The organism is Deinococcus aetherius (assembly GCF_025997855.1).
Lineage (GTDB): Bacteria > Deinococcota > Deinococci > Deinococcales > Deinococcaceae > Deinococcus > Deinococcus aetherius.
In genome coordinates, this window is the sequence record NZ_AP026560.1 from 2,050,704 (window position 1) to 2,063,380 (window position 12,677).

The 12,677-nt window shown below is 71.7% G+C and carries 12 protein-coding genes; 6 read left to right on the forward strand and 6 right to left on the reverse strand.

All coding sequences use genetic code 11. From position 1 onward, the window contains the following. Positions 1-4 precede the first annotated feature (4 nt). Positions 5-1,243, reverse strand: a complete 1,239-nt coding sequence (locus DAETH_RS10245) for a sensor histidine kinase (protein ID WP_264774801.1) — start codon at positions 1,241-1,243, stop codon at positions 5-7. Next, positions 1,240-1,788, reverse strand: coding sequence for a hypothetical protein (locus DAETH_RS10250; protein WP_264774802.1), 549 nt, complete (start codon positions 1,786-1,788; stop codon positions 1,240-1,242). Before DAETH_RS10250 ends, DAETH_RS10245 begins: the two co-directional genes overlap by 4 nt. Before the next feature lie 137 nt (positions 1,789-1,925). On the opposite strand from DAETH_RS10250, the gene DAETH_RS10255 reads away from it, so the two are divergent. Then, positions 1,926-2,834 (forward strand): DUF4384 domain-containing protein, encoded by a 909-nt coding sequence (locus DAETH_RS10255; RefSeq protein WP_264774803.1) that lies wholly within the window; start codon positions 1,926-1,928, stop codon positions 2,832-2,834. Positions 2,835-2,898: 64 nt separating this feature from the next. Here the strand turns inward: DAETH_RS10255 and DAETH_RS10260 are convergent, their stop codons facing one another. Further along, on the reverse strand, positions 2,899-3,396 hold the full coding sequence (locus DAETH_RS10260) for a hypothetical protein (RefSeq protein WP_264774804.1): 498 nt from the start codon (positions 3,394-3,396) through the stop codon (positions 2,899-2,901). A gap of 203 nt (positions 3,397-3,599) precedes the next feature. Here DAETH_RS10260 and pdhA point away from each other — a divergent pair, with 203 nt between their 5' ends. The 5 genes from pdhA to DAETH_RS10285 all read left to right on the forward strand — a co-directional run bounded on the left by pdhA (position 3,600) and on the right by DAETH_RS10285 (position 10,294). Continuing rightward, positions 3,600-4,694 (forward strand): pyruvate dehydrogenase (acetyl-transferring) E1 component subunit alpha, encoded by a 1,095-nt coding sequence (gene pdhA / locus DAETH_RS10265; RefSeq protein ID WP_264774805.1) that lies wholly within the window; start codon positions 3,600-3,602, stop codon positions 4,692-4,694. Between the two features lie 169 nt (positions 4,695-4,863). Next, on the forward strand, positions 4,864-5,865 hold the full coding sequence (locus DAETH_RS10270) for an alpha-ketoacid dehydrogenase subunit beta (protein ID WP_264774806.1): 1,002 nt from the start codon (positions 4,864-4,866) through the stop codon (positions 5,863-5,865). 117 nt (positions 5,866-5,982) lie between these two features. After that, positions 5,983-7,182 carry a C39 family peptidase gene (locus tag DAETH_RS10275; protein ID WP_264774807.1) on the forward strand — a complete coding sequence of 400 codons (1,200 nt, stop codon included), beginning with the start codon at positions 5,983-5,985 and terminating at the stop codon, positions 7,180-7,182. A gap of 94 nt (positions 7,183-7,276) precedes the next feature. Beyond that, on the forward strand, positions 7,277-8,968 hold the full coding sequence (locus tag DAETH_RS10280) for a glycoside hydrolase family 15 protein (RefSeq protein ID WP_264774808.1): 1,692 nt from the start codon (positions 7,277-7,279) through the stop codon (positions 8,966-8,968). A 354-nt stretch (positions 8,969-9,322) separates the two neighbouring features. Beyond that, entirely contained in the window at positions 9,323-10,294 is a 972-nt protein-coding gene (locus tag DAETH_RS10285) for a hypothetical protein (protein ID WP_264774809.1), read from the forward strand. 116 nt (positions 10,295-10,410) lie between these two features. On the opposite strand, the gene yidC is transcribed toward DAETH_RS10285, so the two are convergent. The 3 genes from yidC to rnpA are packed head-to-tail and all read right to left on the reverse strand — an operon-like array spanning position 10,411 to position 12,628. Next, positions 10,411-11,994, reverse strand: a complete 1,584-nt coding sequence (yidC, locus tag DAETH_RS10290) for a YidC/Oxa1 family membrane protein insertase (protein ID WP_264774810.1) — start codon at positions 11,992-11,994, stop codon at positions 10,411-10,413. After that, positions 11,991-12,245: a membrane protein insertion efficiency factor YidD gene (yidD, locus tag DAETH_RS10295; protein ID WP_264774811.1), complete on the reverse strand. Its 255-nt coding sequence runs from the start codon at positions 12,243-12,245 to the stop codon at positions 11,991-11,993. The genes yidC and yidD overlap by 4 nt, the downstream gene beginning before the upstream one ends. Beyond that, positions 12,242-12,628, reverse strand: a complete 387-nt coding sequence (gene rnpA / locus DAETH_RS10300; RefSeq protein WP_264777428.1) for a ribonuclease P protein component — start codon at positions 12,626-12,628, stop codon at positions 12,242-12,244. The genes yidD and rnpA overlap by 4 nt, the downstream gene beginning before the upstream one ends. Positions 12,629-12,677 lie beyond the last annotated feature (49 nt).

Here is a 12,677-nt window from a genome sequence, read left to right on the forward strand (position 1 = left end):
GGGCTCAGCCGCGCCCCTCGCCCACGTCCACCAGGGGGGGCTCGCCCAGGGTGACGCGGGCGACGGTGCCGCCCCCCGGGGCGTCTTGCAGGCACACGTCGCCGCCGTGGGCGCGGGCGTAGCGGCGCACCAGGGAGAGGCCCAGCCCCTGCCCGTCCGCGAGGCCGCGCGGTCCCCGCTCGTAGGGGAGGAAGACACGCTCGCGCAGCTCGGGGGACAGGCCGGGACCGTGGTCCCGCACGCTGATCTGGGGTCCCCGGGCCCCCATCCCCAGGGTAACCTCGACCGGGCCGGGGGTGTACTTCAGGGCGTTCTCGACGAGGTTCTCGACGATCTGGCGCACCCGGTTGGGGTCCACGGGCCAGGCCACGGGCTCTCCCGGCAGGTGGACGCTCACCCGGCTCCCCGCGAGGCGGGCCACCAGGGGGCGCAGGTCCACGCGGCTGACGCGCAGGGTCACGTCGAGGTACAGGTCGTTCAGGCGGGTCAGGTCGGCGCGGCTGGCGAGCTGGGTGGCGCTGTCCTCGATCAGGGCGAGGAGGTGCTGGCGCTGCTCGGGCGTCTCGGCGTGCCGCAACAGGTCGCTGGCGAGCATCAGGGCCTGGAGGGGGCGGCGCAGCTCGTGGCTGGCGAGGCTGAGGGCCTCACGCTGCCGGGCCTCGCGGTGGGCGCGGCGGTCGCGCTCGGCGCGCCACAGCAGCAGGGCCCGAAGGGTCAGGAGCATGCTCAGCAAACCGGTGGCGAAGGCCGTGAAGATCAGCGCGCGGCGCATGTCTCCCAGGGCGCGCAGGGAGGCGGCCCGCGTCTGCCCCGTGTAGCTCGCCGCCTGAGCGCCCAGCCCGATGGCCTCGCGGGCGGCGGCGGCCACCGAGGCGGAGGTGTCCTCGCGCAGCAGACGCTCGACCTCCGCGAGCCGGGCGTCGCCGTAGCCCTCCACCACGTCCAGGGCCTTGAACTGGGCGGGAGTCTGGGCGCTCGACAGCGCGCGGTCGCGGATGTCGCGCCGTTCCTCGTCGCTCAGGCTGGGGTCGAGCCGGGCCACCTGATACGCCTGCACGTCCTGAGCGAGCCCCTGGTAGGCGTAGGGGGACCAGCCGTTCCCGCCCTGGAGCAGGGTGTGGTAGGCGGGCTGGGTGGCGAGCAGCAGCAACCCCACGGTGAGCAGGGCGGGCAGCACGGCGAGAATCCCCTCGCGCAGCATGACGGCCCGGGGCACGCGGTGGGCGGCGGGGGCGGGGGTCACGGGGCGGGCGTGACGCGCTCGGCGAACCACACCCACGCGGCCCCGTACAGCCTGGCCGGAAAGCGGGCCGGGTCGTTCGGCAGCACCACCGTGAGGGGGCCCTTTTCGAGGACCGGGATGCGTTTGCCGTTCGCCGTGTGCGCGAGCATGATGGGCGCCGCCATGTAGTCGGACGCGCGCAGGGTGGTCACGAAGCCGTTCGACGCGTAGACCCGCAGGTCCCGCCCCGAGAAGCCACCGAGTGCGGCGAGGTTGCGCAGCGGCACCCCCTCGTAGGTGAAGGTGCGGCGCAGTTGCGCGTGCTCGGTCGCGTAGCGGACGGTGGGCAGGGCCAGAAGCTGGGCGCGTGTGAGCCGCCAGGTGCGCGGCCCCCCCTCCAGGGTCAGCAGGACGCGCTCGCCCGGCCGGGCGGGGGGCAGCGGGCGCCCGGCGCGGAAGTAGGTGAAGGGGCGAAAGCCGGAGTCGTCCTGGGCCTGCCGCACGCCGAGCGCCAGCCCGGAGGCGAGCGCCGCCAGCGAGAGCAGGGCGCGAAGTTGTGGGGACACGGGCAGAGTCTAGTGCGCCCGGCCCGGCCCCGTCTGCGGTGGTCTGGTCGTTGGCATGAATCCCAGATGAGCAGGCCGAAGGAGTCGCCCCGGCGCGAGGTCAGCCGCCCGTCAAGTGTTCCCGGCACAGTCGGGGCATGAGACCCACCCCCCTCCGGTTGACCCTCGGCCTCCTCGCCCCCCTGCTCGGCCTGGCGGGGCCCGGCACGGCGGGGGCTGCCCCGAAGATCAGCGCGCAGAGCATCATCGTGAACCCGGTGCCCACCTCGCTGAGCGTGAGGGTCTGGACCGACCGCACGCCGGGCGGGAATGGGGGGGCGAACTACGCCCCCGGCGACCACATCCGGCTCTTCACGAGCGTGAACCAGGACGCCTACGTGTACCTCTTCAACGTCGATCCGGGCGGGAACGTGGACCTGATCCTGCCCAACCGCTACCACAGCGGGGGCAACTTCCTGAAGGCGAACACGACGAAGGTCTTCCCGGACGCGGGCGACCCCTTCACCTTCGACATCGCCACGCCCTACGGCCTGAACAAGGTGCTTGCGCTGGCGAGCCGCACGCCGCTGAACCTCGATCAGATTGCCTCCTGGGGGGCGGGGCAGAACTCGTTTGCCACCGTGAACGTGCAGGGCCAGGACCGGCTCGCGCAGGCCCTGAGCATCGTCGTGACCCCGGTAGACCAGAGCGGTTGGGTGAGCGACACGGCGTCCTACAACGTGGTGGCGCAGGCGGCGGCGCAGCCCGTTCCGGTGCGTCCGGCCCCCGCCCCGTCCGTCCCGCCCTTGCGCCCCGCGCCCACCCGGCCCGCCCCGGGGTCCTTTGACCGTGACTGGCAGACCTCCTTCGAGCGTCAGGCCCGCGTGGACGACGTGTACGCGGAATACGCCGCCCGCCTGCGCCAGCAGGGCTACCGCCAGGTCGAGGTGCGCCGGAACGGAAACGGTCGGCGCCTGCGCGGCGAGTTCCGCCGGGGGCCGGAGCGCGTGACCCTGGAGGTCCGGCAGCAGCGGAACCGCTTCGAGGTGAAGGTCACCCACCGCTGAGCCCCCCGGCCCCGCACGCCGCCCCCTCCTCATCCCGGGGCGGCGTGCCCTTTGGCCGGACGCGCTACTTCTTGTGGGTGGCCTTCCAGGCGAGGGCGAGTTCCTCGTAGTACTCGCGCACGCTGTCCACGGCCGTGTCGGCGAGGTCGCCCTGGCCAGCGACGCTGCCGTACCCCGAGGTGGACCACAGTTCGAGGAACTTCGCGTCGAAGGTGTGGGTGCCCAGGGTGAGCCGCGCGGGTTTGGCCGACCTCACGGTGAGGTCGAGCGCGTAGAGCATCCGGCCGTCGCGGGCCTTGAAGGCGTCCAGGGTGAAGATCTGGTCGACCGTGCAGGTCTTGGGGTCGCCGTAGAGCACACCGTACAGGGTGGCGTACTTGTCGAGCTGCTCGTCGAGCGCCACGGCGAGGTCCTGCTGTTCCTCGTTGTCGACGGCCACGTAGGAGACGGGCGGGCACAGGTCGGCGCTCGTGAGGGCGCGCAGGTTGTCCTGCTGGTGATCGGCCCGGGCCGTGCCGAGCAGGAGGGAGAGGGCCGTCAGCGTCAGGAGCGCGCGTCGCATGGGGGCAGTGTACGCGCCGGGAGGCCCGGTTCAGGAGGCGTCTGCTACGCTGGACGCCTCCCCCTTCGGGTGGCCCGCCCACCCTCCGCACCTCTCCCCGTTCCCGCCGTGTCTCACGCCGCTGCCGCGTCCATCCCACGTCCGGGCCAGATGCCGGACGGGCGCCGCACGCCGACGTGACGCAGACCACCCGTGGAGGCCCCATGACCTCACCCGACACCGCACCCCCAACCCCCACCTTCCCGGCAGGCGGCGAGCAAGAGCCCTTCCAGCTTCTCGCGCCGGACGGCACGGCCACACAACCGGACGCCCTGCCCGACCCCGACACGCGGTTGCGGCTCTACCGCCACATGCGCCGCATCCGCCACTTCGACGAGCGCGCCTGGGTGCTCTACCGCACCGGGCGGCTGGGTGTCTTTCCACCCTACGGGGGCATGGAGGCGAGCCAGGTCGGCACGGCGGCGGCGCTGGGCCCCGGCGACTGGCTCTTTCCCACCTACCGCGACACGGGCGCCGCGCTCACCCACGGCCTCCCGGTCGCGCAGACCCTCGCGTACTGGCGCACGAGCCCGCACGGCTGGGCGATGCCGCAGGACCTCAAGGTCTTGCCCTTCTACATCCCCATCGCCACCCAGTACCCGCACGCCGTCGGCGCGGCGCTCGCCGAGAAGCGCAAGGGCACCCGCAACGTGGCGCTCGCCTACATCGGTGACGGGGGCAGCAGCGAGGGCGACTTCCACGAGGCGCTGAACTTCGCGGGGGCGCTGACTGTCCCCTGCGTCTTCATCCTCCAGAACAACGGCTGGGCGATCAGCGTGCCTACCCGCACCCAGACCCGCGCCGTGAACCTCGCCCGCCGCGCCGACGGCTACGGCATCCCCGGCGTCCGGGTGGACGGCAACGACGTGCTCGCCACGTACGTCGTGACCAGAGGGGCGGTGACGCGCGCCCGCGACGGTGGAGGCCCTACCCTCATCGAGACCGTCACCTACCGCGTCAAGCCCCACACCCTCGCCGACGATCCCAGCCGTTACCGCACCGACGCCGACAACCTCGGCTGGGCGGAAAAGGACCCGATCCTGCGCCTGCGGACCCACCTCCTCGGCGAGGGCCTGCTCACCGAGGACGCCGACGCCGCGCTCACCCGCGAGATCGAGGCGGAGTTCGAGGCGGCCCTGAAGGAGGCCGACGGCTACCCCGAACCCACCCCCGCCGAAATCCTCGACCACGTCTTCGCCGAGCCGACCCCGCAGCTTCGTCGCCAGCGGGCCCAGATCGAGGCGGAGGAGGGGACGTGAGGGGGGCTGCGCCCATGAGTGGTGAGTGGAAAGTGGTCAGTGGAGGGAGCCTGCTCTCCCTCCGTTGCTTCCCAGCCTCTTCTTCCCCCCCTTCTCACCAAGGAACACACAGCTCCCGCACCCACTCACCACTGACCACTTCCCACTTCCCGCCCCCCGAGGTTCCCGCATGACCGCCACCGCCACCCCGACGAAAACCATGACGATGGTCGCCGCCATCAACGACGCGCTCGCCCTCGCGCTGGAGGCGGACGAGACGGTCCACGTCTTCGGGGAGGACGTGGGCGTGATGGGCGGGGTCTTCCGGGCGACGGACGGCCTGCAAGCCCGCTTCGGGGCGGAGCGGGTGTTCGACACGCCGCTCGCGGAGGCGGGGATCGTGGGCATGGGCATCGGGATGGGGCTGGCGGGTCTGAAACCCGTCGCGGAGATTCAGTTCGCGGGCTTCCTGTACCCGGCGCTCGATCAGGTTCTCTCGCACCTCGGGCGCTACCGCCACCGCACCCGGGGCCGCTACCACCTGCCGATGGTCATCCGCGCGCCCTACGGCGGCGGCGTCCACACGCCCGAGCAGCACGCGGACAGCCCCGAGGCGATCCTCGCCCACACCCCCGGCGTGAAGGTCGTGATCCCCTCCACGCCCGCCGACGCCAAGGGCCTGCTCCTCGCCGCTATTCAGGACCCGGACCCGGTGTTCTTCCTGGAAGCGATCAAGCTCTACCGCAGTGTCAAGGGGGAGGTGCCGGAGGGGCATTACACGGTTCCGCTCGGACAGGCCCGCGTGGTGACGCAGGGGGACGACGTGACGGTGATCTGTTACGGCGGCATGGTCGAGGTGGCGCAAAAGGCCGCCGAGGCCGCCCGCCCTCACGGCATCGGCGTCGAGGTGATCGACCTGCGGACCCTGGTGCCGCTGGACACCGAGACCGTCCTCGCCTCCGTCCGCAAGACGGGCCGCGCCGTCGTCGTCAGCGAGGCGCCGCGCACGAACGGCTTCCACAGCGAAATCAGCGCGACCATCGCCGAGGAGGCCATCGACTTCCTGCGGGCGCCCATCAGGCGGGTCACGGGCTTCGACGCCCCCTACCCGCCCTTCACCTCGGTCGAGGACGTGTACCGCCCAAGTCCAGTGCGGGTGGCGCGGGCGATCCGGGAGGTGATGGGGTACTGAGGGTGAGGGGGAAGAGACCGCGCGGCGCCTCCAGCTCCCGATGACCACCTCCGATTGGCGCTCTCTCCACGTTTCCGCCTCAAGCAGAAATCATGAAGCTTGTCAAGGATGGGAAGGATGCGTGCCCCCCTCCTCCCCACCCTGCTGCTGACCGCTGGCCTGCTCGTGGGCGCGACCGTCTTCGGCGCGAGCCGCCTTCAGCCCGGGGGGACCGGGCCGGTGACGGCGTCGCCCGCCCCGGTCCAGGCGGAGGTCGAGGCGCATATGCCCGCCGTGGTCGAACCCCCCGCGCAGGAGGCCACTCCCCCAGTCCCCGAACCCGAGGTGGTCACGCCCCCACCGCCCCCGCCCCTGCCCGCCTCCGCCCGCGTTTCCGGGGTCCGGCACGAGTACCAGCGGCTGAATAACTGTGGTCCCGTGACGGTGGGCATGGCGCTGAGCCGCTGGGGGGGCAGGCTCGACCAGTACGACATCGCCCCGCGCCTCAAGCCCAACCGGGGGGACGTGAACGTCTCGCCCGAGGAACTGGCCGCGTTCGCCCGGTCGCAGGGGATGAACGTCCACCTCGCCATGAACGGCGACCGCGCGTTGCTCAAACGCTTCCTGGCGGCGGGGTATCCGGTGATCGTGGAGACGTGGTTCATCACGCATGACAGCGGGGGGATGGGGCACTACCGCCTGCTCACCGGGTACGACGACACGAAGGGCGCCTTCAGCGCGCTCGACTCGTACATGGGGCCGCTGACCATGCCCTACGCCCGCTTCGACGAGCTGTGGCGGTCCTTCGGGCGGACCTTCCTGGTCGTCTCGCCCCCCGAACAGGCCGGGGAGGTGCGGGAACTGCTGGGCTTCCGCGCGGACCCTTCGGCCGAGAAGCAGGAGGCGCTGCGGGTGGCCCTGGCCGAGGCCGAGCGGCGGCAGGACGCGGTGGGCTGGCTGAACCTGGGTCAGGCGAAGCTCGCCCTGGGGGACGCGCGGGGCGCGGCGCGGGCGTTCGACGAGGCGTTCGCGGCGAAAGCCGACCCGTCCCTCGACCCCACCCGCCCGGTGCGCGTGGCGGGCGGGCTGCCGTGGCGGGCGATGTGGTACACCTTCGGGCCGCTGGAGGCGTACACACGCACGGGGCGGTACGCGGACGTGCTGCGCCTGACAAACGCCGTGCTGCGCGACGCGCCCGCCCACGAGGAGGCCCTGTACTGGCGGGGCCGCGCGCTGGGTGCGCTGGGCCGCCCGGCGGGGGCGAAGGCCGCCTACCGCGAGGCGGTGCGGCTGCGTCCCGGCTATGTCCGGGCGCGAGCGGCGCTCGCCTCGCTCTGAGCCCGGACACCCGGGATGAGGACCCTCTCACCTCGCTTGTCGGTGAGGTTTACCCAGCCGGGGGGCGCAGTGGGGAACTCCCTACCCTGACAGCATGACTCAACAGCCCAGCATCCGCGACCTCGGGATCGTCGGGGACCGCCGCACCGCCGCGCTCGTGACCCGCGCCGGGAGCGTGGTGTGGTACTGCCCGGGCCGGTTCGACGCCCCCTCCCTGCTGGCGGGCCTGCTCGATCCGGGGCGGGGCGGCGAGTGGAGGGTGGAGGGCGAGGTGACTCCACTGCGCCGCGCCTACCTGGGGGACAGCGGTGTGCTGGAGACGCGGGTAGCCACCCCGGCCGGGGAGGTCACGCTGGTGGACTTCATGCCGTACGGGCCGCAGGTGCCGCGCGGGGTGTGCCGCCTGGTGCGGGGCCCGGCGGGCGCGACGCTCGTCCTGACACCGGCCCCCGACTACGCCCGGCGCCCTCCCCGGCTGACGCGGGGCGGCGACGCGGTGCGGATCGACGGGGACTGCTGGCTCAGCGCCTCGCACCCGCTCGACGTGGAGGGGGGCGCGGTGAGGCTGAGCATCCCGGCGGGTGAGTCGGGCTGGGCACTGCTGGGGGACCGCCCGGCGGGGACGGCCAACCCGGAGGCGTGGCTCGACACGACCCTGACCGCGTGGCGCGGCGTTGCGGCAGAGACGTCCTACAGCGGCCCCTACGAGGAGGCGGTGCGCGGCTCGCTGCGCGCCCTGCGGCTCCTGACCTTCGAGGAGACGGGGAGCGTGATCAGCGCGGCGACAACCTCCCTGCCGGAGGTGATCGGCGCGGGGCGCAACTACGACTACCGCTACGTGTGGTTCCGCGACTCGGGCATGATCGTGCGGGCCCTTTCCCTGCTCAGCCCGGGACAGAAGGGCACGCTGGGGCGCGGCTTCCTCGACTTCGTGTGCCGCTCCGCCTCCGGCCGGGACCTGGAGCGCCCCCTCCCCCCGCTGGCGACGGTGTGCGGCAAGGACGCGCCGGACGTGGAGGAGTTGCCGCTCGCCGGGTACCGGGAGAGCCGCCCGGTGCGGATCGGGAACACCGCCGTCTCGCAGGTGCAGCTCGACGTGTACGGCAACATCCTGCTGGCGAGCGCGGGGCTGTACGGCTGGGCCGAGCTGGAAGAGCACTGGTCCGTTCTCGGGCCCGTCGCCGAGTACCTCTGCGGGCACTGGCAGGACCCCGACAACGGCATCTGGGAGGAGGAAGAACGCCTTCCCTACCTGTCGAGCAAGGTGCTCGGCGCGGTGGGCCTGGAGCGCCTCGCGGGGCTTCACCCCGACCCGGCGACCGGGGAACGCTGGCGGGCGGTCGCCGGGGACATCCGCGCCTGGGTCGCCGCCCACGGCCTGACGAGCGAGGGCGCCTTCGCGGCAGTGGCAGGCGAGGAGACCGTGGACGTGGTGGCGGCGCTGTATCCCGCCTGGGGGTACTGCGCGCCGGACGCCCCCGAGATGCGGGCGACCCTGCGGGTGCTGGAGCGCGAGTGGTGCCGCGAAGGGCTGTACTGGCGGGCCCTGCGGGAGAAGGACACGGGCGAGGGCGCCTTCCTGGCCGGGACCCTGTGGGTGGCGCTCTACTGGACGGCCCTCGACCCGGGGCGGGCCCGTCAGATGCTGGAGACCGTGCTGGAGTACGCCAACGACCTCGGACTGATCGCGGAGGAGGCCGACCCCGCTTCCGGCGCGCTCCTGGGGAACTTCCCCCAGACCTTCGTGCACGCCGCACTTCTCGGGGTCATCGCCGAGTTGACGTAACCTCTCGGGCTGGGCGTCTCCCCTGCCACCCACCCTGTGCCAGCAGGGAAGCGCGTCTCCTCCTCTGGAACGGCCTCGGCGGCCATCTGGAGCCGGACGTGTCGGAAAGCCGGCGGGGCTCGTCCTGTACCGCGCCCTGTCCCGCGTCCATCCTGCCAGAGAATTGCCGTGGTCGCTCTCCTTCACGGCATGGTCACGACCAGACACCCGCCTGCCCGGAAGGCCGATTGCACTGGATCGACGAGGACGCTTCGGTCACCCGGCCCCCATCGACACTGTCGACACTTCTCCGGGCGGGAAACGCTGCGGCTCCCGCGCTGACGCCGAAGCGGCCCCGGTGTTAGGCTTCCCCCCATGACCCCGCTCGCTGACGCCCGCCTGTCCCCGGAAGCGTTCGCCCGCGCCCGCGCCTTCCTGCTCGACCGGGGCCGTCCCCTCGAACAGGCCCGTTTCCGCCACGACTTCGAGGGCGGCGCGGTGGGCGAGGTGCTGGACGCCCTGCGCGCCTACCGCAACCCCGACGGCGGCTTCGGGCACGCGCTGGAGCCGGATGTGCGGGCGCCGGGGAGCAGCGTGCTGGCGACCTCGGTCGCGCTGGAGGTGCTGCACAGCCTGAACGTGGGGGCCGAGGAACCCCTGCTGCGGGGGGCGGTGACGTGGCTGCGCTCCCAGCTTCGGGCGGACCCGCACGGCACTGTCTGGCCCTTCCTGCCCCCCGAGGCGGAGGCCGCCCCGCACGCGCCGTGGTGGAACCAGGGGAAAGAAGGGCAGCTTGAGGCGACCTTCGGGGGCTTCCGGGTCAACCCCCGCGCCGGGATCGTGGCCCGTCTCCACCGCTGGCCAGGGCTGACGCCCGACGTGCTGCCGGAGGGGCTGCTGGCCCTCCTGACCGTGGAAACGCGCGACGACATCCTGGCGGGCCTGGAACCGGGCGACGTGAACGGGCACGTCGTCGCGTCCGTCTTCGCCCAGGAGCCCGAGGTGCCCGAACTCCACCGGGCCCCTGTGCTGGACTACCTCGACGAGGTGCTGCCGGGCCGGGTCCAACGCGACCCCCACGACTTTGCCGAACACGGCCTGAACCCGCTCGACGTCGCCCCCACGCCCGCCTCCCCCCTGGCCCGCGCCGTCACAGAACCCCTCGCGGCGGCCCTCACCCACCTGCTTACATCGCAGGCGGAGGACGGCAGTTGGGGCCCGAACTGGTCCTGGGGCGGGCAGTTCCCGGAGGTGTGGCCGCAGGCGGAGCAGGACTGGCGCAGCGTGCGGACGCTGGAGGCGCTGCTGACCTTGCGGGCGTGGGGGAGGCTGGAGCCGGGCCTGTAGCGTGTGGCGGGTCGCTCGTGGAGGAGGCCCCCTCTTCTCCACAAGCCACGGGCGACGAGCCACAAGCCCCAAAAAACCACCCCACCATCCGGCAGGGCGGCCTCTCGCGGACCCCTTTACTTCTTCGGCGCCCCGATGGTCTTCGCGGCCTTGGCAGCAGGGCGCGGCGGCGCCTTCTGCACGCTCTGCCCGATGGTGGCCGTCTCCTTTTCGACCTGCTTGTTGATCAGGATCTGCTGGCCGATGCCGATCAGGGTCGAGAGGATGATGTAGATCGTCACGCCCGCCGGGAAGGTCAGCGCGAAGTACAGGAAGATGATGTAGATGAAGGCCTGCTGCCGGAACATGTCCGGGTTCTTGCGCGTCATCACGTAGAGCTGCCCGATGTTCACGATCAGGTACACGAGCGCCAGGATGTAGAAGGGATCGGGGATCGCCAGGTCCGGCAACCACAGGAAGCCCGAGTCGAACTCGAAGTTGCGGATGGTGGACCACAGGGCGATCAGGACCGGGAAGGGCAGGAAGGTGGAGAAGCACCCCGCCGGGTTGAAGTTGTAGTCGCGGTAGAGCTGCTGCATCTCCGATTGCATGGCCCGCTGGGAGTCCGCGTCCTTGCGTTCCTTGTACTTCTCCTGGATCTCCTTGATCTTGGGCTGCATGACCTGCATCCGCGCCGTCGTGCGGCCCTGCGCCTGCATCAGCGGCCACATGACCAGCCGCAGGAGAATGGTGAGCAGCATGATCACCAGGCCCCAGTTCCCCACGAAGCTGTAGAGCCCCTCCATCAGCCGCACGATCAGGAGGCTGATGCGCCCGAAGATGTTGGGATTGAACAGGCCGGGCAGGCTCAGGTAGCCGCTCTGGTACAGGTGGATCAGTTCGTTCTTGCCGCCGTAGACCTCCAGGTTGCTGTCGCCTTGGAGCCCCACACTGACCAGGGCCTGATTCGGCCCGCCGCCCGTGAGCGTCGCGCTCGCCGTCGTGCCCCCCTGTGGGCGGACGATCAGCGCGTGGGCAATCTGGCTGGGGTTTTCCTGAAGGGCGGCGTACTGGATGTTCCGGACGCTCAACGTGCCGCTGCCCTGCACGGCGGCAGGCTGCCCACCGACGGGAACGGCCTGAACCCGGGGGTTGCCCGCCCGCCCCAGGCCGGGGAACAGCATGTTGTAGTTCTCCGGCCCGTTCTGGACGCTCGTCCGCACGTCCACCTTGAAGTTGCGAGGGTGCAGGGTGACCGTCTTGGTGACGGTGGCGCCGTTCTGGGTATAGCGGAAGACAGCGTCCTGACGGTTCTGCGCGAGGTTCTGGGTGAGCGTGGGAGTCGTGACCTGCGCGTTCTGGTCGGGGCCCAGTCCCTCCCCCACGACGGCGAGCGCGCGGCGCCCGGCCACCATATTCACGATGCCGCGCTGGTTTTGCAGAGCGCTGAAGTCGTAGGTGCCGTCCGCCCGGCGCTTGATGTAAGGGGTGCCCGCGTAGCCCTTGACGTACCAGCCGATGACCTCGCCGCGCCGGTTGAACACCACGTCCTGAAGGTTGCTGGTGGCAATGAATTCGTCGCCGGGTCGCCCGTCGAAGTCGGCGCGAATCCACTCGGGCGTGATCGCCTTGCCGAAGGTGGGGAGGGGGCCCGTCTGGCCGCACCCCGTGAGGAGCAGGGCACCGAGGGCCGTGAGGGGAAGGAGGGTTTTGGTCTTCATGGAGTTGTCTTTCTGCCTTGCGGAAAGCGGGCCGGAACGGGATCGAAGCCGCCCGGTACGAGGGGATTGCAGCGCATCACGCGCCACGCGGCGAGCCAGCCGCCTCTCAGGGCGCCGTGCCGCTCGATGGCCTCCACAGCATACTGAGAGCAGGTGGGGGTGAAGCGGCAGGTCGGCGCCGGTTTGCGCGGCGAGAGGTGCCGCTGGTAGCTCCTCACGACCCGCACGAGTCCTCTGGCAGCGAGACTCATGATGAACCTCCCGGGGCTATCTTCTGTCCCTTCCCCCCGCCCCGCTTCACCCGGCCCGGCACCCCCGCGAGCACCCGGGCGAGGGCGGCCTGCAACTCCGGGAAGGGGGCACTGAGGACGCCGGGATTGGGCAGCAGAATCGCGCGGCAGGGAGGTAGACCACCGGGGAGCGTCCGCAACGCCTCGCGTACACGGCGGCGGGCGCGGTTGCGGTCCACCGCGCGGGACAGGGTCTTCTTGGGCACCACGATCCCGATGATGGCGCGCGGACGCCACGCCTCACCGTGCCGGGGGCGATAATCGGTGACCCGCAGGGTGAAGAGGGGGTCGCGCAGGACGAGGCCGTGCTGGCGCACCCGCCGGAACTCGCGGTCCCCCTTCAATGAGGTCAGCGCCACCGGACGGCGGGGCCGCGTGTCGGTGGCGCTGGCG